This window comes from Collimonas sp. GW821-FHT02H07 (assembly GCF_059421505.1).
Map to the genome: position 1 here is coordinate 94,785 of NZ_JBWKVC010000002.1, position 21,699 is coordinate 116,483.

16 protein-coding genes, 2 tRNA genes and 2 pseudogenes are annotated in these 21,699 nt (G+C 53.5%); 9 read left to right on the top strand and 11 right to left on the bottom strand.

Translation table 11 applies throughout. The features are described 5' to 3' along the window. Positions 1-69: 69 nt before the first annotated feature. The 3 genes from AC07V8_RS03610 to AC07V8_RS03620 form a co-directional block, all read right to left on the bottom strand. Positions 70-720, bottom strand: coding sequence for an energy transducer TonB (locus tag AC07V8_RS03610; protein WP_494677311.1), 651 nt, complete (start codon positions 718-720; stop codon positions 70-72). Positions 721-830: 110 nt separating this feature from the next. Continuing rightward, complete coding sequence (locus AC07V8_RS03615) at positions 831-1,004, bottom strand: hypothetical protein (protein ID WP_494677312.1); 174 nt, start codon at positions 1,002-1,004, stop codon at positions 831-833. 15 nt (positions 1,005-1,019) lie between these two features. Next, entirely contained in the window at positions 1,020-3,749 is a 2,730-nt protein-coding gene (locus tag AC07V8_RS03620) for a TonB-dependent receptor (protein WP_494677313.1), read from the bottom strand. A gap of 1,146 nt (positions 3,750-4,895) precedes the next feature. Here AC07V8_RS03620 and AC07V8_RS03625 point away from each other — a divergent pair. Beyond that, entirely contained in the window at positions 4,896-5,816 is a 921-nt protein-coding gene (locus tag AC07V8_RS03625; protein ID WP_494677314.1) for a bifunctional helix-turn-helix transcriptional regulator/GNAT family N-acetyltransferase, read from the top strand. Between the two features lie 92 nt (positions 5,817-5,908). On the opposite strand, the gene AC07V8_RS03630 is transcribed toward AC07V8_RS03625, so the two are convergent. Together AC07V8_RS03630 and AC07V8_RS03635 are read right to left on the bottom strand one after the other, a co-directional pair. Next, a complete protein-coding gene (locus AC07V8_RS03630) occupies positions 5,909-6,763 on the bottom strand; it encodes an NAD(P)-dependent oxidoreductase (protein WP_494677315.1) in 855 nt (284 codons plus the stop codon). Between the two features lie 147 nt (positions 6,764-6,910). Then, a complete protein-coding gene (locus tag AC07V8_RS03635) occupies positions 6,911-7,198 on the bottom strand; it encodes a hypothetical protein (protein WP_494677316.1) in 288 nt (95 codons plus the stop codon). 367 nt (positions 7,199-7,565) lie between these two features. On the opposite strand from AC07V8_RS03635, the gene AC07V8_RS03640 reads away from it, so the two are divergent. After that, positions 7,566-7,937 (top strand): hypothetical protein, encoded by a 372-nt coding sequence (locus AC07V8_RS03640; RefSeq protein WP_494677317.1) that lies wholly within the window; start codon positions 7,566-7,568, stop codon positions 7,935-7,937. A gap of 82 nt (positions 7,938-8,019) precedes the next feature. Here the strand turns inward: AC07V8_RS03640 and AC07V8_RS03645 are convergent, their stop codons facing one another. After that, positions 8,020-8,451: a universal stress protein gene (locus AC07V8_RS03645; RefSeq protein ID WP_211474901.1), complete on the bottom strand. Its 432-nt coding sequence runs from the start codon at positions 8,449-8,451 to the stop codon at positions 8,020-8,022. A 302-nt stretch (positions 8,452-8,753) separates the two neighbouring features. Between AC07V8_RS03645 and AC07V8_RS03650 the strand changes: the two are divergent. Continuing rightward, positions 8,754-8,954 (top strand): annotated as a pseudogene (locus tag AC07V8_RS03650) (CBS domain-containing protein); the annotation flags it as partial. Between the two features lie 386 nt (positions 8,955-9,340). Here the strand turns inward: AC07V8_RS03650 and AC07V8_RS03655 are convergent. Further along, the gene (locus AC07V8_RS03655) at positions 9,341-9,604 is read right to left on the bottom strand and encodes a hypothetical protein (protein WP_494677318.1); all 264 of its coding nucleotides are present in this window, start codon (positions 9,602-9,604) and stop codon (positions 9,341-9,343) included. A gap of 43 nt (positions 9,605-9,647) precedes the next feature. On the opposite strand from AC07V8_RS03655, the gene AC07V8_RS03660 reads away from it, so the two are divergent. Together AC07V8_RS03660 and AC07V8_RS03665 are read left to right on the top strand one after the other, a co-directional pair. Continuing rightward, a complete protein-coding gene (locus AC07V8_RS03660; protein WP_494677319.1) occupies positions 9,648-11,294 on the top strand; it encodes a M66 family metalloprotease in 1,647 nt (548 codons plus the stop codon). 191 nt (positions 11,295-11,485) lie between these two features. Beyond that, positions 11,486-11,872, top strand: coding sequence for a hypothetical protein (locus AC07V8_RS03665; protein ID WP_494677320.1), 387 nt, complete (start codon positions 11,486-11,488; stop codon positions 11,870-11,872). A gap of 468 nt (positions 11,873-12,340) precedes the next feature. Here the strand turns inward: AC07V8_RS03665 and AC07V8_RS03670 are convergent, their stop codons facing one another. Together AC07V8_RS03670 and AC07V8_RS03675 are read right to left on the bottom strand one after the other, a co-directional pair. Continuing rightward, entirely contained in the window at positions 12,341-13,138 is a 798-nt protein-coding gene (locus tag AC07V8_RS03670) for an alpha/beta fold hydrolase (RefSeq protein WP_494677321.1), read from the bottom strand. 180 nt (positions 13,139-13,318) lie between these two features. Beyond that, positions 13,319-14,947 carry a restriction endonuclease gene (locus AC07V8_RS03675; protein WP_494677322.1) on the bottom strand — a complete coding sequence of 543 codons (1,629 nt, stop codon included), beginning with the start codon at positions 14,945-14,947 and terminating at the stop codon, positions 13,319-13,321. Positions 14,948-15,531: 584 nt separating this feature from the next. On the opposite strand from AC07V8_RS03675, the pseudogene AC07V8_RS03680 reads away from it, so the two are divergent. The 4 genes and pseudogenes from AC07V8_RS03680 (at position 15,532) to AC07V8_RS03695 (ending at position 21,444) form a co-directional block, all read left to right on the top strand. Continuing rightward, positions 15,532-17,972 (top strand): annotated as a pseudogene (locus AC07V8_RS03680) (type VI secretion system Vgr family protein). 25 nt (positions 17,973-17,997) lie between these two features. Further along, positions 17,998-20,247 carry a hypothetical protein gene (locus AC07V8_RS03685; protein ID WP_494677323.1) on the top strand — a complete coding sequence of 750 codons (2,250 nt, stop codon included), beginning with the start codon at positions 17,998-18,000 and terminating at the stop codon, positions 20,245-20,247. Positions 20,248-20,258: 11 nt separating this feature from the next. Beyond that, positions 20,259-20,798 carry a hypothetical protein gene (locus AC07V8_RS03690; RefSeq protein WP_494677324.1) on the top strand — a complete coding sequence of 180 codons (540 nt, stop codon included), beginning with the start codon at positions 20,259-20,261 and terminating at the stop codon, positions 20,796-20,798. Then, positions 20,755-21,444: a recombinase zinc ribbon domain-containing protein gene (locus AC07V8_RS03695; protein ID WP_494677325.1), complete on the top strand. Its 690-nt coding sequence runs from the start codon at positions 20,755-20,757 to the stop codon at positions 21,442-21,444. The genes AC07V8_RS03690 and AC07V8_RS03695 overlap by 44 nt, the downstream gene beginning before the upstream one ends. Before the next feature lie 16 nt (positions 21,445-21,460). On the opposite strand, the gene AC07V8_RS03700 is transcribed toward AC07V8_RS03695, so the two are convergent. Both AC07V8_RS03700 and AC07V8_RS03705 read right to left on the bottom strand, forming a co-directional pair. Beyond that, positions 21,461-21,537, bottom strand: a tRNA-Met gene (locus AC07V8_RS03700). An 84-nt stretch (positions 21,538-21,621) separates the two neighbouring features. Beyond that, positions 21,622-21,698 (bottom strand) — tRNA-Met (locus AC07V8_RS03705). Position 21,699: the final 1 nt, after the last annotated feature.

Below are 21,699 nucleotides of genomic sequence, written 5' to 3' on the forward strand. Positions count from 1 at the left end.
TCCAAATTTTAGAAAGTAGATTGCCGCAATCGCGACGTGGTGTAAGGCTTGCGCCGTTCGATGCCGAGCCTACTCAAGCTTCCAGACATACTGCATTTTTGTCGAAGACTGCACGGGCTTGCCGTCGGCCATGGCCGGGGTGAAATGGCACAGGCTCCAGGCTTTCACCGTGGCCCGGTCCAGATCCTTGAAACCGCTGCTCTTTTCAACCGCGGAATCGAGCACATTGCCGTCGGCGCCGATCGTCAGCTTGACCGTGACCATGCCCTCTTCCTCGTTGCGCAAGGAAGTCCGCGGGTATTCCGGCTTCTCGCAATTTCCTGCAATCCTGGCGCTGGTGTGCGCCGGGCCGGCCTCGCCGTTAGTGGCCGGCTGCGCCACGGATGTCGGCAAATCGTTGCTCGGCGGTTTGACATTGGTGACCGCGGCAATCACATTGTCTGTGGGTGGCGGCGTGACCTTGACCTCGGGTGGAGGAACGAATGGCGGCGGCGGCGCGACCGATTTTGGCGGCGGCGGCACTGGCTTGTCCGGTGGCGGCGGGGGCGGCGGCTTGATCTCTTCGATGATCTTGGTTTCGACCGGTTGCTGGATCACTTCCACAACCTTGCGCGCCAATCCTGTGAGAAGTCCATAAATCAGAAGAACATGCAGAACAACAACGACACTGATGCCGACTACATTCTTGGAGGGATTTTTCCCATCCTGCGCGAAATCCATACAACGACTCCTGTTTGTTTGCCTGACTGCGGGCAATCTCGGTATTGACAACGACATCGGCGCGGCATGTCGTCTGTCGGCGTCCTGAACTTGTACTGGTTTGCTGATAATTACATCGAACCGTATCTGACCTGAACGGTAAAAAGACCGGAGAGCGCTTTCATCAAAGCCAAGCTGCAAAAAAATCCGGTCATCAGCGCTCTCCCGGCAAAATCAACGTCAACTCTTACTTCAACCGCACACAACTTCAGTTGCTGCCGGCAGGCCGCGTGTTGCGACGGCATGCCGGCAGTTTGCTACTAGAACTTCAGATGGGCATTCAGGTAGAACTGGCGGCCGTTCTTGTAGAACGCGCGTGGCTGGTCTTCGCTCAGCGCGTAGTACTTGAGGGTCGGGTTGTTCAGGTTCTGCGCATCCAGCGTGAAGGCCAGCTGTTCGCTGTACTTGTAGCCGAGAGACATGGCCAGGGTGCCGACGCCGGCTTGATAGAACGCTGTGCTGCGATCCAGGCCGCTGTAGAAGGCGCTGCGGTAGTTATACGAGATGCGCGCATTGAAGCGTTCATCTTCGAAGTAAGCCGTCAGGTTGGCGGTACGTTTCGAAGCGCCGACCAGAGGGCCGTTGCTGGCGTCATAGGCGTTGATGAAAGTGGCGTTGGTGGCAAAACCGAAGTTTTTCCCCAGCGGCATTTCATAGGCGAGCTCAATACCGTTGACCGTGCCGCTGGTATTGGTTGGCACCGTCAGCACATAATCCGCCATGTAATTGGCAGGATGGTCAGGCGTGCTGGTGACATAGCTTCTGGTGACGCTGCCCAAGCCGACATAGCTGGTCAGGTTCATGTTGAAGATACTTGCCGACACCAGCGAGCGCGGAGCAAAGTACCACTCCACCGAAGCATCGAAGTTGTTCGAAGTAATAGGCTTCAGGTCTGGATTGCCGCCGCTGCCGGAACCGATGGAGCCGAATTGCGCCGGCGGCGTCAACGTTACCTGGCCGGCCAGTGCAGAATAGTCCGGACGGGTCATGGTCTTGGATGCGGCAAAACGGGCGACCACATCCTTGCTCAGGTCGAACTTCAGGTTCATGCTCGGCAACACGTCATTGTAGGTATTGTCGTCGTGCTGCTTGACGAACGGACCGAAAGCGGAGGTCGTGACCGCACCTGGCGCGCTGGCTGGCGCGGCGACGTTGGAGATGACGCTCTCTTTAGTCTGCACCAGACGCAAGCCGATATTGCCGCTCCAGTGATCGCCTTCGAGATTGCCTTGCAGGTAACCGGCCGTATTTTTTTCCTTGACCGAAAACTCGGAATTCCAGTCTTCACGCGTGACCGGATCGCGATTGGTGAAGGCGTTGTACGCTGCCAGCTGGCCCGGCGTGTAATACCAGACATTGGTCGGGAAGCCACTACCCAGGCCGCTGCCGAAATTGGAAGGGAAATTTTGGAAGCCCTGCGGGAAATTGGCTGGATTGCTGGCGCCAGCCGACGGACCCTGACCAATCACGCCATCGGAACTGCGCTTGTGGTCGTTATAACGCAAGCCGAACTGAACGGTCCTCAACGCTCCCAGGCCTGCGGAATATTCGCCATCGACCTGAGCCCAGTTTTCCTTGTCCTTGACGTCGATGTTCTGGTCGCCGAAGATCCAGCCGAACGCTGTAGTGCCGGTGTTAGGGCTGGCGTTGTTGGTAGCGCCCAGGTTCCAGTTGGCGGCGGTACCGATGCCGTTCAACTGGTAACCGGCGCCGGCGCCAACGCCGACATTCCATTCAGCGACGTTCTGAGTAGGCGTCTTGCCTTCGCCGGTAGAGGTGCCCAGCTTGGTGGTGAAGTTCAGCGAATCGGTTGCGCGCCACTTGGTACCGAGCTCGATGAAATTTGAGCTGGCGCTTTCGTCCGGGCGTGAAATCTGGTCGTAGACGCCGTAGTTGGTGCCCGCTACCGGCGCAAAAGTCGCCGATGTCAGCGTATTGTTTTTCACCGTGTAGCCAGGATTCGGCGATTGGCCGGCGCCGGCGTTGATGACCTGCGCACCCCAGAATTCATAGCTCCGGTTATAGTTGGCAGCCTTCATTTCTGAAGTAAAGCCGTTGATGTCGAAAGAAAAATCGTTGCTGACCTTGAACTGGGCATCGATCAAGCCGCCGGTGCGCTTGCGCTGCTGCTCGAACAGGGCCGAGTTGATCAGGTTAGGCGCATACACGCCGGCCAGGTCGGGATGTGCGGTAGCGATGGCGCTGCCCGGAGCGATCTTGGTATAGCCGAGGATTTCCTGCCCTTGCCGCTGCAGATGGCGCTCTTCCGAAAATGCCTGCACCAGGATGCCGAAGGTGTTCGCGTCGTTTTTCCAGTTCACCAATGCACTCATCTGCGGATCGGTCTTGCCCGGCAGATCGGCATACACGGCGCCGAGGGTTGCTTCAGCAGTAAATTGCTTTTTGAACTCCAGCGGCTTGCGGGTAATGATGTCGACCGAACCGGCGACCCCGCCTTCCACCAGGCTGGCTTCAGAGCTCTTGTGGACCACCACCGAGCCGACCAGTTCGGAAGGCAGCATGGTATAGCTGACGCTGCGGCCGACCTGGCCAGACTGGTCCAGCACGAACCAGTCGCCGGAGGCGACGTTGTGGCCGTTGATCAGCGTCTGCGTCAGGCTCGGGCTGGTGCCGCGCATGCTGACACGGTCGGCTTCATCGAAGCCGCCTTCGGTGGCGCCGGCGTTACCGATGGTGACGCCTGGCACGCGCGACAGCGAATCGGCAACGTTCTTGTCCGGCATCTTGCCGATGTCTTCGGCGGTGATGACTTCCACGTGCGAATCGGCATTGCGTTTCTGCGCCAGGGATTTTTGCAGCGAACCGCGAATGCCGCTGATGGTGACCTGCTCGATCTGGCCGCCCTTGTCGGTAGCCTTGCTGTCAGCTTTTGCAGCTGCATCATCCGCTTGCTGCGCATACGCCGGCATAGCTGCCGCCATGACCAGCAGTGCAACGGCAGATGCTATTGGTGTCAAATTCTTATTCACTTACTGTTCTCCCCATCGATTGCGGCCCAGCCTATCTGACGCAGGCCATTTTTCATTTACTTCTCCACGATGCGGTTTGACGTCGCTTCAAGCCGGCAAAGGGAGAACCTTTTTTCGATACAGTCGCCAATACAACAAGACCTACCCAACAAGACGCCGCATGTCACCGCGGGTGCTTCCACTTCACCGCCAGTTCCTTCTCCAAAGACCTGGCGGCGAAGAGGCCGTGCGTACTCTGCCCCGCACATCACCCCAACCTGCCTTGCGCCCAAGCTTCAAAATTCCATTTAGAAACGTTGCGCTGGGGACACTCTATGGACCGGAAAAGTGGCTGTCAATAGGCATTCAACTGGTATTACATAAATAAATTATTGGTATCAAAAAACACAATTCGTATAACTATATATACCGTTGTTTACATTCACTATTTCGCAAACTACATGTGTGTTGTTTAGTCGACTGGACTGGTCGCTTTTTTTGAAAAGCCGGCCTGGAAAAAATGGATTTTTCGAGAAAATAAAAATTATTGGATTTTTTGTTGAACTTCTTTCGCATGGATGCATTTGCGTTTCAACAGACACTTCCGCACGCCTAACATTTCCATTTTTCCCTATAAAAACATGGACTTATAGCTGATATGAAAGCAGCTTTTCTTCAGTGCAAAAAAGATATTTAATTAAATTAAAAACAATCAGCGATGATTTTTTTATATGCTTTTCATAAAAATATATAAGCCGTCATGTGAATCAAGCGGCCTTATCCAAGGCACTAAACAACGCTGCATTGCAGCATCATTTCCATCGTTGAATAAATGATCAAGACCAGTTTGTATTGGTAGTTTTTTTGTAATACCACTTTGGTGCATCCATACCCAAAATGGTGAATGTGATTTACCGCGGATATAGTCACGACGCTGCGGCCGAAACGACAAATTGAGCGGCATGAAGGGCGGGATGTCGCGCTTCTCTGGCGGCGAGGCATGGTCTCGATTCGCCTGCAGCCATCACTGGCCGGCAACATTGGAAGGACCAGTTTGGTGCACCGCAAAATGACCACACGGCCGATTACCGGCAACAATCTCACGCCGCCTTGATTTGGTTGCCTAAAGCACTTATATTGAAGCCTTAAGCAACTTATTGAGATCATATGACTCTTGAACAACTGGACGATCGCGCCAATATGGTCCGGCGTTTCAACCGCTTTTATACCGACAAGATAGGCGTGCTGCACGAGCACTTGCTGGATAGCGCATTTTCGCTCACCGAGCTGCGCATCCTGTATGAGCTGGCGCACCGGTCAACGCTGACGGCGGCGGATCTGGCGCGTGAGCTGAGCCTTAATCCCGGCTACCTGAGCCGCGTGATATCCGGCTTCGAGAAAAAAGGTCTGCTCGAGCGCGTGCGTTCGGAAACCGACGGCAGGATTGCGCAGCTGCGCCTGACCGAGCTCGGGCACGCCACTTTCGCGCCGTTGAATGATGCGTCTCAGCGCGAAGTCGCCGCCATGCTAGGGAAATTATCGGTGCCGGAACAGCATCAGCTGGTCGACGCCATGCAGCAGATAGAAGGCCTGCTGGGCCAGCGCACCGCTTCCTATCTGCTGCGCGATCCGCGGCCGGGCGACATGGGCTGGGTGGTGCATCGCCACGGCGTGCTGTATGCGCAGGACTATGGCTGGAACTCGGATTTCGAAGCGCTGGTCGCCGACATCGTCGCCAAGTACATGCGCGATTTCGACGCTGCTTGTGAACGCTGCTGGATCGCCGAGAAGGACGGCAAGGTAGCCGGCTCTGTGTTCGTCGTGCGCCACGATGAAACGACGGCCAAGCTGCGGATGCTATACGTCGAGCCAAGCGCGCGCGGCATGGGGATAGGCCGGCGGCTGGTCGAGGAATGCCTGCAGTTCGCGAAATTCGCGGGTTACAAGAAGATGCTGCTGTGGACCAACAGCATCCTGGTGGGCGCCCGCGATATCTACGCGAAAGCGGGTTTTGAAAAGATCGCGGAGGAATCCCATCACAGCTTCGGCAAGGATCTGGTTGGCGAGACCTGGGCGCGCGATCTGTGAGCGCGATCGATTCAGCTTTGCAGGGCGGCCAGCGCCTAGGGCCTGTAACGCCTGCCGCGCGTTCGCACTCCCAAATCCAATGTTAACAGGCCCTAAGGCCGCGGCACCGCGTCGATGCCGACGACACTGGCGTCTGCAGCGCCATGTCCTGCTGAAATGAGCTGGTCCATTCTGGCCGCGATCGCGGGCAATGCCGCCATCGGCCGCTTGCCTGTGGTCTCCAGCATCAGCCGCACATCCTTGCGCGCCATCGCCAATTCAAAACTCGGGGTGAAATTGCCTTTGGCCATGTTCACGCCCCGGCTCGCCACCATGCCGTTCAAATCCAGCAGCCCGAGCAGCTTGATGGCGTCCTCGCCGTTGACGTCGCTCGCCTGCGCCAGGGTCAGCACGTCGGCCATCACCGCCGAGAGGCCGATGATCATGGCGTTGCCAAACAGCTTGTTGGCCGCAGCAAGGTCGGCGCGCTCGCCCATGTATGCGAGACGCCCGGTCATTTTGGCGAGCTCCGCCTGGACCGATTCGAACAGCGCCTCCGGCCCCGCGACCATCATCGAGCCTTGCGCATTGCGAGCAGCCGCCGGTCCCATGAAGACTGGGCAGTGCAAATACTTCACGCCGGCAGCATGCAGGCGTGCGGCGCGTTCGGCCGTGAGCGCGGGTAATGTCGTGGTGTGATCAATCAGGATTGTGTCGGGAGATAATTCACTGCGGATCGCCGCAATTACTTCCTCCACCACCGCGTCGTCCTTGAGCACGATATGCACTCTTGCGGCATTCCGCACCGCTTCGGCAGGCGTTGCTGCCGCCTTCACGCCGAACTGGGAAAGGGCTTGTGCTTTGTCGATGGAGCGATTCCATGCGGCGACCGAATCGCCTCGTTTTGCGGCGGCCTCCGCGAATGCGCTTCCGAGCAAGCCGGTGCCGAGAAAAGCGATATTTGCCATGATCGTATTCCTTTTAAATTGAGCCTGAACAACAGAGTGTCGAAATATAACACCGGATCAATTTAACGGTTTGCGACCGAAGGTTTTGTGATGGCTTGATGCTTGAGGACTACATGCTTCCTTATCAGCCGATAGCGATAGCGATGGTTATTCGCCCAATTCAACAGTCATCAGCGTCGCCGCGTACTCGATGGTTTTCTTATAGTCGGGCATGCTGGGATGCGTGCTGTTTGCCAGTGCGGTCAAACTGTTCTGGAACACCCGCTGGTTGAACGCCGGATCTCCTGCCTTGACGTTAGTCAGATAGTCGCGAACGTCGCGGATTGCGAGAAGCACCGAGAAGCGGATATCCTCGCCGTAAAGCGCCAGCGTCGCGCATCCCAGAATCTTTTCGATGCTCTTGTTGAGATATGTATCGTTGATGAGCGCTTCCATTTCAAGTCCCCTAAAAAACACTGCTCAGCAAAATCATCGTGGAAACCACGCTGCGCTGTCCAATGTTAAATAAGCGATTTCACAATCATTTTCAAATTTGTTAAATCGAGAGAAATATTTAATGACTGGCGGCATTTTTCAGCCCCTGTTCTGCTCATAAACAGCCAGTTCCAGGGATTTCAAGCTATCACTAGTGACAGCATATTTTCATACGGCAACGTGATTTAATGGCCGCTCATATCCGAGGGATATGCGCCGGGCATGGCAAGCGGAAAAGATTTCAGTATCTAAGCCTGTCATCGTTTTTGCATCTGTTGGCTATTGCCTCCCTTTCAGAAGCACACTTAAAACCATGGATGGATTAATCATGAAATCTAATGTCGTCTACACCGATTCGAAAGTCTCCAAAGAAAAAGCTTCCTTTGCGCCAGCAGCCGGCTATGACTCAGGCTGGGTAGATGCCAACAACCAGACCAATCACAACATGGCGTTTACCCATGGACTGGGCAGGTCGCCGACGCAAGTCACAGTGTTGTTTTCGCCTGATCAGGAAACCTCCTATCCCTTGCAATGGTCGTGGAATCCGGAGAATTCCGGCAGTCCAGTAACAATCTGGTTCAACGACCATACAGTGCAGTGCTCCATTTGGAATGGATCGTCATTACACGGCGCCTGGAACGGAGCAACCGGCCAGTGGACCAACTGGAGCACTGGATATTTACGGGTCTTTGCTTCCTGATCCAGGCAATAGATAACGCTTAGCCGATTACGCCTGCGCCTGTCGAGGCGGAGGGGCAATCGGCTGCGGCTTTGTGACCCAGTCAAGGGTGAACGGCAACCAGAATGCTGGATTTAACCCTCTCGATCAGCAATGCATCCATGGAACCGCGCCACCAGCGCATTGCAAGCGCTTTACGGCGTGGATGGCCGACAATAATAAGATCGATCCCCAATGCATCCGCGAGCGCACCGATGACCTCGACCGGTTCGCCCATCTGAAAATGAGGCACCACATCGAGTCCGGCGTCGGCCATCAGCGCCCGCCCCCGCTCCAACTCTTGCTCCATCATCTGACTGTTGGTCGTGAATGCCATCTCGGGAGCATAGCCTCCCGCCATGCCGTACGGACAAAGCTGAACTACCGCCAGCAAATGGATTTCAGTCGACGGCGGCGGGTTGATGCGAATACATTCGTGCAGCGCGGACTGACTCTCCGGAGTGCCGTTATAGGCAACCAAAATTTTCTTGTACATGACATCCTCCTGCCGCCACTGGCCACTGGTCCGTCCATGCGAATGGATCAAGCGATATGGCTATTGTGCGCCCTTTGCATTTCAGCGTACGAAATTCTCTGGCGACGCGCATGGACGGATGATCTCTGGCCCGTTTGGCGCGGAAGGCCCGATCATCATGACCGGCGGCGATGCTGCTGGCGGTGGAATTGCGGCAGCGCAGCCTGCTGCCAGTGAGAATGATCGAACGCAGCAGCTTCGGCCCGCAAGCCGATGGCAGCAATCCGCTGACAACCTTGTTCAATCCCGGATACCTGGCGCAATCCGCTGCCCTGGTCGCGCTGCCGTCCGAGACCTGCCGCATCGCCGCGGCACGCATGGCGACGCACCACCTGGAACGGCTGCCGGTGGTCACCGATCTGCAAAGCCGCCGCCTGACCGGCATCATCAGCCGCAGCGACCTGATCAAGCCGTCGCGGCTGTTTTTCGATGAAGAACAAAAACGCGAGCGGCTGTTAAGCTGAGCCTGGGGGAGTCCATGGATTCAGCGATGTATCGGCTGGAAGGATTTTCACACGGACCGGCGGCGAAAACGACGCACGGATTTTCTACACCGATGAAGTGAGCTCCAGCGATTACAGAAGGCAGAAACGACAACGGACCAGCTACCAAGCAAGTAGCTGGTCCGTCTTTTTTTGGTTGCGGGAGAAGGCAGGGTCCCCTCTCCAAAAAATGACGGCGGTTTTAAAGTGACAAATTTTGACCGCCGGCGGACATTTATTTGCAGTACTTGTCTTTGACCATGGTGAGCACAACGGCGTGTCCTGGCCGTGGCACGGATGTTGCCTTAATGAATCTTTTATTTTAGACGGACACAAGCAATGCCTTTCTCCCCTTTCCTCACCAAGCGTCATTCACTGGCTGCCGCCGCCACCCTCTCATTGCTGTTGTCCGCCTGCGGCGGCGGCGATAGCGCCAATAGTTCTAGCACTTCCAGCACTGCCGTGGCTCCCAACCCGGGAACATCGACCGTACCGACGCCACCCGGCACTGCGACGACACCGACTGCGCCACCCGGCACGGCCACCACGCCGACTACGCCAGTTGCGCCTCCTGGTACTGCGACGACGCCGACCACGCCCGCTACCAGCGGGACGCTGTCACTGAACAGCATTGAATTGGCACAAACGCATGTCATTCCTCCAGCGGGCCGTACGATGAATACTGCCAATGGCAAAAGCCGGACCTTGAATCTGCTCGCCAACCGAGCCGCGTTGCTGATGGTCGAGCCGACCACAGCAGGCGGCAGCATTCAAGTCGAGATAGCAGGCGGCAACCTCGGCAGCCTCGTTCTGAATACGCCTGACAAATTGCCGGCAACGGATAACGGCATGCCCAGCTATTCATCCAGCAAATACAGCGTGCTGTTGCCTAAAGAGTGGATACAACCGGGAACTACGTTGAAGATCACCCGCGGTAATGAGGTGAGCACAGTGCCATTGACCGTAACCGCCGGCGTCAATCTGAAAGTAAGAACCGTACCGGTCTTTTTCTTCGGCGCTACTCGCGCCATGACAGATGCAAATCACGAACAATTAGGGATGGACGGGAGCAGCATCGCGCTCGACTATGCCCAGGAAATTCCTGTGGCAACAGTGGAAGGTGCAACTTCAGGGGATCTGCCGTTCAATGATTTCGTCCTGCCTCCCACCGGCACTGCGGCTGCGCAAGCCTATTCTTCTTTCGCGGCGGCGAGGAGTTCGCCTGGCGCGGACGGTTATGTGCTGATGGGACAGATGCTCAGCGTCCTTCCAGAATTGCGCAGCGTGACTGCGAACAACGACGGCAATCTGAATGTCGCCTATTGGGCGCCAATGGTGCTGGAAGATCCTCTCACCGGAAAGCTCATCGGCATGGGCGGCGGCCTGACCAGCGTGGGCGCCGGAAATGCCGACGGCGATTCCGACAATTATGGCGGCATCTTCGTCCATGAGATGGGCCATGGCTACGGCATGTCGCACGCAGGCGACATGTACAACAGCGGCACGTTTCCCTATCCCGGCGGCAGCTTGTCCGGCTCAAGCTGGGGTTATGACGCAGTTCGCAATCAGCTGCTGTCCCCAGTGCTGCCCGCCTTGCCATGCAAATCCAGCGGCCGCCAGCTGGATGCTGCGGGACACTGCTATCGGCAAGACCCGATGCAAGGCGGCAGCGGCGACCATCCAGCGGGCTATCGCTGGAGCATGTTTGCCGATTACAGCAGTGCGCTGATACAGGGATGGATGAACGGTCGTATCGTTTATGATCCGGCCGCGGCCAGCGGTGCATTCCGCTTTAGCAGCTGGTCGGCAGCCCAAGGCGCATACGTCGACGCCAGCTCCACCGTAAGTCAGTTGCAACGAGATATGCAAGGCAACCAACAGGTAGTCACCGTGATGGGCAATATCTCCAAAACCGATGCCACCTTGAATCGCCTGGCGGTAAGCACGGCAGGCCAGGGAAATATACCGCACACCTTTGATCCAACCAGTCAGCCAGACTGGGATCAAATGAAGTTGAAGTATGCGAACTACTGCCAAAATACAGGATGCGACTATACGCTGCGCGCGACGTTTGCCGATGGCAGCACGCAAAATGTATTGCTGCCAAAGGGCTATCATCAAAACAACAGCAATACAGTGAATCCGAATTCGGACAACCCGCTTAACGGCGCCAGTTTCATCCGATTCGCCGTCAATTTCAGCGCCGTCAAAAGCCTGGCGCGACTGGATTTGTATGTGACGGAGTTTGGCGCCAAACCTGCCTTTAGCGCAGCCAATGCGGCCAATCTGGTCAATCCGATTGCCAGCTGGGTCACGCATTGATGACCATGCGAGAAGCAACGGGGAAAACGAGCGAGGAAGACGTGCGGCAACGCCGTCTAATACGGTTCCTATAAGCGCTTCCTGCCACTTTTAACAGGATGTTATCTAGATTTTTATGGACTACTATCAATCGCGCAGAAGCGCAAAAAATGCGCTTGGCTGCCCCTACTTTCCATGAAAGGAAATTCACAATGAGTAACGTACCTGCAATTGGAATTTATAAATCTGCGGACAAGAATTTCACATTGAAGATTTCTTCGGCGAATCCGTCGAATGGCGTAATCGCCGGCGTTTACAGCGCCAACTACAGCCCGATCGGCGCATTTTCAGTGGAAGGGAATGTCGGCAACTACGGCTGGGTCTTCAGCAAAAGCCAGGGCAAAGACGGCGTAGCTCCATTTAATATTTCCTTCGGCGGTGCTCAACGCCCGGATCAGCGTCCTTACAATATCGTTGATAGTTGGAATGGGGCGTATCTGACGGACAATACTATCTTGGTTGAAGGCACCCGTTCATTCGTCAACAGCGATGGCGTTGTCGAAGTAGGCAGTCTCGGAACCATGCGCTTCTCCCTCTAATGCAGCCTGACGGAGTCGTTATACAGCCCTCTTGCAAAGAAATCAGTTGAATAACAGGCGTGTGTAATGCTCCTTGGTACAGCGTGAGAATCCCAAATTTCGCAGCAATGGAATAAGCGACGTACAATGGATTTCTCTTGATCGAGCCTCTATTCGCTGATGCATTCAGCGAATAGAGGCTCAATCAATTGTTCACGGAACTGATCGAGCGCATTAGTTGCTGGAGACGTGCATCGCGGAAGCAGAAGTCGAACGCGAGGATGAGATCGACCCAGATCCTGGCATTACTGGCACATTCGCCAAATGGCGCAACCTCGCCACGAAGAAAACTGGCCAGGAATTCGCACCCTCGACCGGCAAGCGAAAGCATACGGCGCCGGCGCAACGGCAGCGGTCCATACCATCAGCGTCCGGTGCGCCTGAGCGCATCCTTTGCTGTCACTTGGATAGAAACACAGGATAGTCCGCTCAAAAATGAGGGCATTCTTCAGCCTTGCCGCGCAAGAAGTTCTTGACCGCGTCGGCAAATTCATCGGGCAACTCGTCGTGGATAGTATGGCCGGCGGAAAACTCCAGATAGGCGCAATTGGGATGATTAGCCAGCATCCACTGTCCGTCTTCCGTTCGCATGTCCCTGCTGCGCGTACCGTGCAACAGCAGCGTAGGACATTGCAGTTGCAGCCAATCGCCGCGCCAGTCGCCAGTCACAGCTTGCTGGGAGCGGGCGATCCAATCCGGGCTGAAACGAAAACCCCAGCCATCCTCATATTCGCAAGCGCTATCCAGGAAATGTCGGTCACCGCTTAGCCCCTTGTCGGTCAGTAGTTGCAGCAAATCGGACAAGCTGGCGTAACGATGCGGCCAGTCGGCAGCAAAGCCGATCTTGGGGGAGACGTGCACGCCGATATCTTCCACCACCAATGCACTAACCATATCGGGATGCTGAGCAGCAAATTGGTAGGCATTTACGCCGCCAAGCGAATGCCCTAGCAAAAACAGCGGACGTTTCGAACTTAAATGCCTGACCAGGTTGTATATGTCCTTGACATAAGCGCCTCTGGAGCAATCTTCAGGATGCTGACTCCAGCCATGGCCGCGCTGATCCAACGCGACCACGCGATAGTCCTGCGCCAATGCCCGTGTCAAAGGCAAGAAATTGCGAGCGCAGCCAAAGTGCCCATGCATTGCCAGCAATAACGGTGCGTCGACGCCGGAATCGAGATAAGACAGACAGACGCCATCGCTATCAAAAGAAAATCTTTTCATGCTCAATTATTTTCAAGCCATTAAACCGTTTTGAGTCTACATTATTTTTGAATTATCAATCCCCTCTGTCATCTCCATATAATAAAAAGCCGCTCAGAGGCGGCTTGAATCGATGCAGATGCTACCGTCATACCGCGGCGGCGAGCTGGTGGGTATCGGGGATATCTTTGCTTGCCCCATTTATTCATTTTCCCGCCTATCCAGTGAGATATCTTGCCACTCGTCAGGCATGACGATTTTTGCATCCAGCCCTGAGTGCTCTTTTAATAGATAAAGTAGATTTCCGCCGTCAAGCAGCTCCAAAGGCTTTCCGTTCGCAAAATCAAAAGCGGCTTTCCCATAGCCGCTTGTCGTCACCAATATACCTTTCGATGCACCCTCATTCTGCATCGTCCCGTATAAATCGCGAACTGCACTTACGCCAACGGTATTTTTGTAGCGTTTTGCTTGGATAACCACTTTCCCCCCAAAAATGGGACGTGGGTCAAATGCTACACAATCGACACCACCATCGCGCGACGCTTGAGTCATCTTGGTATCCAGCCCCATTTTTTGAAACAAATTGGTGATAAGCGACTCAAAATCACCCGGTGTCAAATCCATCAAATTTGATCGGTGGTCCAAGGTCGACAGTACGTCAGCTTCTTGTACAAATCTTGCATCAAACATGTTCAGTTCAAGAATCGGCCTTACAGGGGCTAGTTCACCCGGGCTCTTTGAAAATGACGCTTTCAATTCTCGAAGGCATGGAATGGCTTCAGCCATATGCAAGTCGATATTGTTCATTGCGTCCCTTGTTACCCGAACAGTAACCAAACACGGTCTAATCGCCTTGCCAGTACTTGGATTGATCGCATCTACATAGCCACTCAAAACCGCGGTATCTACTAAGCAATTGCCATCCGACGTAAAAATCTCCCACAAGCAGCGAAGGGTAGTTTGAGCCACGACTTCACTGTAAATTGAACGACGCTGGCTTTCCGGGCGAGCAGATTCTGTAATAGAGTCGCTTGCTTTGACGTATTTATATGCTTTTACCATTGGTACGACGTCATTCATTTGTGGAAGAGCATATTCAATAACCAACTGCCTTGATTCCGCAATATAGATGGCTCGCGAATCCTGTGGAAATCCTTCCGGGTAATCGCTGCTTTCGAGTACAGTTCTAAAATATTCCGCAACCGCTTCGGGCTCTCCTTTTAAAAATGCTCTTTGCCATTTATCAATTTCAGCATTGGCGTCGTTTGCAACTTTTTCTGCTTCATGCACTTCACGAACATGCGCTTCTTCCAGTTTTTGGACGAAGGTCTTTCGGGTTGCTTCTTTAGTTTGATAGTCGGCAAGCATTTTTTCGTGAAATCGTTGCGAAGCCACACGCTTTGCGTCATAGGCCTTCTTCACGGGAGGGAGCCAGGCAATTAAGACGTTTGGTTTAGGTATTGCAATCTTGGCCGGAGGCACAAGTGGGGTAGCGAGGTTCCCGAATTCCAACTTACATTCTTTCGGAACAACTCGCAGGCTATCAAAATTTAAACTTGGATCCGTATTCATACCCTCAATTAGTAAGGTATTTAATACTTCAATCGACTCATTGATTTCATCGTTTTGATCATCAACTTCAGCAATACGATCCTCTGTATATTGCTTCTGCCTTTCCTTTTCTTCACGCTTGTTGTTGCGTTCCATTTCCCTAGTTAATCGAGCTTCCTCTCTCAACATCCGAGCGCGCTCTCTTGTAGCTGCTTGGGCGCTTCGTTGAGCTTGCTTACCTGCTTCGCGCAAAGCAGTAACAAATAGATTTCGAGCCATTTTGATAATTGGGGTAGATGTTTAGTTTTATCTTGGCGAGAACCAATATTTCTGGCGTAACAACATCAATATTACGTCACCACCTGCCCACTTTTTCGACTGTCATGCAAATTTGACCAAAAAAACAGGCCAATGTGATAAATCGCCATGCTTAGGGACGGCTAGACGCATTGGCAGCGCTCCCCTGGTGTCCATAGAGACGCGGGGTCGATTCCCGCCGCCTCCACCATTACAAACCGCTCCAAACCGTCGTAGACGCGCAAACACTAAGGTACGCAAAAGCGGCTAGGTCTGGGAAGGGCTGGAAAAGTCTCCGTTTTCGCCCAAATTCCGCCCGCGTTGCGCATACCCTCCGCCGCCATGCCCCTACTCGGGGACGCCCAATTCTGTCATCCCCTCTGCTGTCTCAAAATTTCAACAAAAGTGTCAACTCTTGCAAAATCCATCACTCACAAACATTTCTCAATAGCAATCAAAGGCGCTGGCGGTTATGCTTTAATGAAGCATTTATTAAGTAGAATGCCCTGTCTACATTGCTAAAAAAACATTCTTATTGATAACGGTTCAATTCCGAGGAACCCCGCATGAGTAGTTTGCTTCAATCCATATCAGCCTTGATACAGGGGCGACAGAATAGCCGTATCCTTCGCCTCTCGTTTCCCCATAACGATGGGCCGCAAGCTCAGCTCCTGGTAAACAAACTCGATGCTGCCGAAAGCCCTCGCGGGACTTTGAATTTTCGATTGAATTGCTTTCGGATGATCCTGGCCTGGCGCTCAAAGACCTACAAGGCAAGCTGTTTTGCGTGGAACTGGTTAAGGCTGACGGCAGCCTCCGATATTTTTCCGGATTCTGTTTCGAGTTCAGATTGACTCGCACGGATGGGGCTATCACCTTTTACCAGGCCAAATTGGGTCCGTGGACACAGTATCTACGCCTGCGCAAAGACAACTACATTTTTCACGGCAAGACGCTGCGCGAACAGATCGACGGCATTTTCAAAGACTACGGCACCCTGCCCGACTGGGATTTCCAGGTCAGCGGAGAAGACCCGGCAATGACGGACGCCTTTCAGTTTGACGAAAGCGACCACAACTACATTCACCGACGCCTTGAAAACGCCGGCTTGCTGTATCACTTCCAGCACAGCGCCCAAGGCCACAAGCTGATCATCACCGATGATTCGACGCGTGCAGAAGCAATCGACGGCAGCCCCGAGATCCGTTTCCAGCGCCACGGCGGCGCGACCGAGGAAGACGGCATAGGCGAGTTTTCGCCAGTGCGCCAGATCGTTCCCGGTTCCGTATCGATAGGTGGCTTCAACTTCAAGAACCCGGTGCCGATCAATGCCGGCGTGCCGACACTGAACAAGCAAGGCAGCAGCGTCCTCGATATCGAATCCTATGAATACGTGGGCGCCTACGGCGTCAAGAACACGCAAGGCGCCGACCAGTTGTCGCGGCTGCGCATGGAGGAGATTGAAGCGAAAGGCAAACACTTTGAAGCCGCAGGCAATAACCGCTCTGTCATCCCTGGGTACTGGTTCCGTTTGAGCGGCCACTATGGTTATAAAGAGGCAGGAAAAAATGAATTCCTGATCCTGACGGTACGCCACACGGCAACGAATAATTATCTGCAAGAGACAACGGAGAAATCCGCCTACAGCAATACTTTCACGTGCATCCGAAAAACCATTCCTTGGCGGCCCGGCCGCCAATTCAACAGCGTCGACACCAGGATCACATTTCCGCAAACCGCAACGGTCGTCGGTCCTTCAGGCCAGGGCAGCGTCCATACTGATGAATTCGGCCGTATCCGTGTCCAGTTCCACTGGGACCGCATCGGCAACAACGATGAGCGCAGCTCTGCCTGGGTGCGCGTGGCAAGTGCATGGGCCGGCGGCGAGCTGGGCGCCAAATCCATCCCGCGCGTCGGATCGGAATGCCTGGTCCAATGGCTCGATGGTAATCCCGACCGCCCCATCGTCACCGGCAGCGTCTACAACCAACGCAACATGCCGCCCTGGAAGCTGGCGACCCAGCAGTCATTGATGGGCTTCAGAAGCCGGGAACTGACGCCTAACGGCGGCAATCAGGCAGGCGGTAGAAGCAACCATTTGATCCTGGACGATACCAACGGGAAAATCCAGGCGCAGCTGAAAAGCGATCACCAGCACAGCCAGCTGAGTCTAGGCAGCATTACCCGAATTGAGGACAATGCGGGGCGCAAGGATGCGCGGGGTGACGGCTGGGAGCTGAGGACAGACGGCCATGGCGTGGCGCGTTCAGCAAAGGGGATGCTGATCACCACTGAGGCACGCAACAACGCCGCGTCTCACATGAAAGACATGGGCGAGACAGTACAGCGTCTCACGGCTGCGCGCGACCAGCATGAAACACTGGCCGATATGGCACAACAGGCCGGCGCGCAGGACAAGGCTGGCCAGCAAGTCGATATCGCCAAGATCTTGAAAGCGCAGAATGATGCAATCAAGGGCAGCGGCGCAAGCGACGACGGCAGCTTTCCAGAACTCTCCGCACCACACCTGGTGCTGGCCAGCCCGGCGGGTATCGAGTCCACTACTGGCGGCAGTACCCATATAGCAAGCGGCGACCACACCGCCATTACCACCGGCAAGAGCCTGTCGATTGCCAGCGGCGACAGCCTATTTGCCAGCATTGCCAAGACCTTCCGTTTGATGGTGCAAAAAGCCGGTATGAAATTTGTGGCAGCCGCCGGCGATATTGATATGCAAGCCCTGTCGGACAGCATCAACATTTTGGCAAAATTGAACATCACACAAACGGCTAATCGCATCACCATCACCGCCAAGGAAGAAGTCGTCGTCAATGGTGGCGGCAGCTATGCCAAGTTCAATGCTGGCGGCATTGAGCACGGCACCAATGGCGCATTTGTTGCCCACGCAGCGACGCACAGTTTGCCAGGGCCAAAGAGTTTAGGGCCGCCAATTTTGCCAACAATGCAGAGAACCAAAGTCATCACCAAACGCAAAATCTCCATTTGAAATTTGTAAAAGCGAGAATTAAATAATGCTGATTAGCCCTCCTTTTTTAACTGGCGAAACTGAAGAAAATAAAATACTGGAGAATGGATTACGTCCGGTCGATTCACGTGAATCAACCACTTCTGCTCCTGAGGGAAATTTTCCTGTTAGTCAATCTTTGCTATGGCACACCGGCATGCATCTGCAAGCGCCGACTGCCGACCATGGCTATGCACCCGCACGGGCCATTGCGGACGGCAAGATAATCTATGTGAATAAAGCGCGTGCCAGGGTTAACGACGCGGCCGATGGGCAAGCCTATAATCCGTTTGGGACAGAGGCAAGTTGGACAGATAACGGCATGGTCATCATTGAACATGAGACCGAAATTGGCGCGGATGGTAACACGGTAACTACAGTAAAATTTTATTCGTCCTACATGCATCTGTCAGAGGTCAAATCGACTCTTACCGAAGGTCAGAAAATTTACCGCAAGGACGTCATCGGCTCCACCGGCAGTGTCTATCTGCACAGCGGACAATGCGAACTAGCGATTTCGTGCGATGACGACAATTTAAAGAAAATTATTGGCCGCGATCTAGCATGGCAAGACCCCACCAAAACGCCAACGAACGACGGTAGAACAGATGCGGTATTTGGAGATATCTATATCTATCTTCCTGAAACGACGCCAACCTCAACTAGCGTGCCAACTCAACATTTACGCGGCAAGTCTGCGCCGGCGACACAACCGTCAGCCGCTGCCTCGAACACTGCAGCGACGACACTGGCGACAGCTCAATGGGTGAAAATAAGTTTTGGCACCGAAGGCGCAACCCCTGGCTCTTGCGCCATAACAACCTATAACACCGCTGGAGTAAAGATCGGCACCTGCGACCCCGATGTGGACTTTGAATATAACTTGTACAAAGACGCCAACAAGCGGCACGACAGAGCCATGCAGACTACTGGAACTGTTAGCAGCCCCAGCGGCTGGTATGAGTTGCTGCGCTTTGGCAGAAATATTGGCACAAGTAGCAAAGCGGAAGATAAAGACCCGTTGCCCAGCAACGCAGCCCACTGGCGTCAAATCAAGAATATAGCGGGTCAAACGGTTTGGGCTGATCTCAACGCGCCAGGCACTTTTAAATTCAGTGATGCCGATTTTCTTCCGGTGATGGGCTGGAATTGCTTCGGCGATGACGCGCAGCCAGCGGATCAACGCTGTGACTCAGCCAAATTGAAAGACTTGATTGCAGATCCTCAAGATCCAGATAGCAAGAACGATAACGTCAAACTGGCAGCGCGCATTGGCGACCCCGCTGTACTCCCTAAACTCGCACGCACGATCTGTAAATTTCCCAATGAATGGGACAAGAGTACGATAACTGCACGTTATGAATGCTTGCGCAAACAACCCGATCAGCCGGATGATCCAGCGGGCTGGGCGGAGGTCATTAAACACCTGCAAACTATGGGTCACGACGGCTTGCCCGCAGCTTTTAAAGCTGCACAATGGCATTTCCATCCAGCGGAGTTCGTGCGCCACTTTAGGAAATGCGAATGGCTAAGCCAGGACGAAATCGTCCGAATCATACGCAAGACAGTTGTGGATAACAAAGGTAAGGAAGCTGAAACATTTACGATTGCCCACGTAAAAAATAATTTAAATAATTCGTCAAATACCCGCCCCGCCAATCTGCACAATGCGTTGCAAAAGACAGTTCGTAAATACAGGATGGGGCCGCGTCGGCGCACAGCACACTTATTTGCTCAATTGGCTGAAGAAACTGGCCGTCTTAGCACAATGGTTGAAGGTGGCCCCGACAGCTATTTCAACAAATACGAACCTGGACAACCTGAAGGAAAAAAGATCGGCAATACCCAACCTGGTGACGGCATACGTTTTAAGGGAAGAGGGATTATTCAGCTGACAGGCCGAACCAATTACGAGAACTTCGGTAACTACAAAGATGCATCATTTTTAACTGAGAGCGCGGCATTATCATTGGCGACCCATGCGGATTTGACCTGCGATGCAAGTGGCTCATATTGGGCATCGAAGCAACGCTATAACGTCGACAGTAAAAAGCGTCTTGTCCCGAACGGGAAGCTGAGCATTAATTACTGGGCAGATCAAGGCACAACCAATGCAGACGCCAAGAATTTGACTAAGTGCATTAACCCTGGCACCGTGCATTTCGATGAAGTCCGCTGGCCGTGCTTTGAACACGCCTGGCATGCTTTAAATGACGCGATCGTAGCACCTACGAATTTCCAACCGATTCTGGCCTAAGGGCGATAAGAATGAAAAAAACAATTCTGTTAGCTGTCTGTTTTCTTATGCAAAGTCTGCTCCCTGCATACGCTGCTGAGACGGGAAAATTCGCCTATTGCGGCGGCCTCCTGAAATTTAATGTTCCTGATTTTTTTGACAAACCGTCGTTTGAAAAACAGTCGGGATCGGCAACCTGTAAAGACGGCTTTACCCTCAAAAGCAAGGTAGGAAATAAAAAAGAGGCCGTAGATATCAGGAAAAGTACTGACTATTTTATGGCACCAAAAGATTTTAACGAAGAATTCCTGGCGCAATTCAAAGAGAATTACCCTCAGCGTTTGAACTTCAGTTACAACATTCAAAGCAAAAATGGATCGACTACGGTACTCACCTTTTATTGGCTCGATGATGCTGGAAGATTGAAAAAAATTGATAAGGAATTCTATTTTGGGAAACAAGATTCAATGTCTGCGCATCTGTCCTATGCAGCTAATCCCAATGATCCCAATGACATTTTATTTATGAATGCTTTGGAGCAGCTATTCCTTACGATGGAAATCGACTGGTGACGTCCGGCTTTTAGAACAGATTCCCGTTGAACTCACCCTTTGTGGTGGATTATTGATATGCCCACACTGCGGCGGCACTGTAATTACCATAAACACAATTAGATATGGGTGCAACGCGGCAAAAGATCGCGGGCCGGCAGTTTGCCCCGGATTTTCTATTCTGCGCGAAACGGTTGAAAAGCGACTGTTATCCGTAGTGCGCGACGAATTGCTATCGCCAGCCGCCGCAGCCGAATTCAAGCGCGTATTTAATCAGATGCTGGCCGAAAGACTTGCCGGCGGCAAAGAAGCACTTTCATTTAACCAAGAAAGGCTATCTCAGCTGGGTGATGAGATAAAACGAATGGTAGAAGCAATTGCAGCCGTAGGGATCTCGCCGGCCCTTGCCACTCGCCTAAAACAAGCTGAAAAAGAGCGTGCCGCAATTCAGCGGTCCATTGAAACCGATGCCAGTCAACAAAAAGGACTGGCGCCGGATGTTGACCGCCTGTTCAAAGAAATGCTAATGGATCTTTCTAGCGCGCTGCAAGACAATAGGCCAGCGGCCCATACTATTCTGCGCGGCATCTTCGGGAAAATGCAAATTGAACTACAAGGCGATGAAGTCTGGGCCAAAATGAAAACGGACCAACTACTAAGCAAGTAGCTGGTCCGTCTTTTATTGGTTGCGGGGGCAGGATTTGAACCTACGACCTTCGGGTTATGAGCCCGACGAGCTGCCAGACTGCTCCACCCCGCGTCTGAATATAAAAAGCCTTAAGCGTATTCCACTTAAGGCTTCATGCGTAAAAACGGCTTTAACTGCTTGCCTTCTTACTGTAACTGGTTGCGGGGGCAGGATTTGAACCTACGACCTTCGGGTTATGAGCCCGACGAGCTGCCAGACTGCTCCACCCCGCGT

Excerpts from the sequence above, each read along its gene's own strand:
- AC07V8_RS03610 (WP_494677311.1), bottom strand. The coding sequence starts at position 720 with ATGGATTTCGCGCAGGATGGGAAAAATCCCTCCAAGAATGTAGTCGGC.
- AC07V8_RS03615 (WP_494677312.1), bottom strand. The coding sequence starts at position 1,004 with ATGCCGTCGCAACACGCGGCCTGCCGGCAGCAACTGAAGTTGTGTGCG.
- AC07V8_RS03625 (WP_494677314.1), top strand. The coding sequence starts at position 4,896 with ATGACTCTTGAACAACTGGACGATCGCGCCAATATGGTCCGGCGTTTC.
- AC07V8_RS03630 (WP_494677315.1), bottom strand. The coding sequence starts at position 6,763 with ATGGCAAATATCGCTTTTCTCGGCACCGGCTTGCTCGGAAGCGCATTC.
- AC07V8_RS03635 (WP_494677316.1), bottom strand. The coding sequence starts at position 7,198 with ATGGAAGCGCTCATCAACGATACATATCTCAACAAGAGCATCGAAAAG.
- AC07V8_RS03640 (WP_494677317.1), top strand. The coding sequence starts at position 7,566 with ATGAAATCTAATGTCGTCTACACCGATTCGAAAGTCTCCAAAGAAAAA.
- AC07V8_RS03645 (WP_211474901.1), bottom strand. The coding sequence starts at position 8,451 with ATGTACAAGAAAATTTTGGTTGCCTATAACGGCACTCCGGAGAGTCAG.
- AC07V8_RS03655 (WP_494677318.1), bottom strand. The coding sequence starts at position 9,604 with ATGCTGTTCAGTGACAGCGTCCCGCTGGTAGCGGGCGTGGTCGGCGTC.
- AC07V8_RS03660 (WP_494677319.1), top strand. The coding sequence starts at position 9,648 with ATGAATACTGCCAATGGCAAAAGCCGGACCTTGAATCTGCTCGCCAAC.
- AC07V8_RS03665 (WP_494677320.1), top strand. The coding sequence starts at position 11,486 with ATGAGTAACGTACCTGCAATTGGAATTTATAAATCTGCGGACAAGAAT.
- AC07V8_RS03670 (WP_494677321.1), bottom strand. The coding sequence starts at position 13,138 with ATGAAAAGATTTTCTTTTGATAGCGATGGCGTCTGTCTGTCTTATCTC.
- AC07V8_RS03675 (WP_494677322.1), bottom strand. The coding sequence starts at position 14,947 with ATGGCTCGAAATCTATTTGTTACTGCTTTGCGCGAAGCAGGTAAGCAA.
- AC07V8_RS03685 (WP_494677323.1), top strand. The coding sequence starts at position 17,998 with ATGCTGATTAGCCCTCCTTTTTTAACTGGCGAAACTGAAGAAAATAAA.
- AC07V8_RS03690 (WP_494677324.1), top strand. The coding sequence starts at position 20,259 with ATGAAAAAAACAATTCTGTTAGCTGTCTGTTTTCTTATGCAAAGTCTG.
- AC07V8_RS03695 (WP_494677325.1), top strand. The coding sequence starts at position 20,755 with ATGCTTTGGAGCAGCTATTCCTTACGATGGAAATCGACTGGTGACGTC.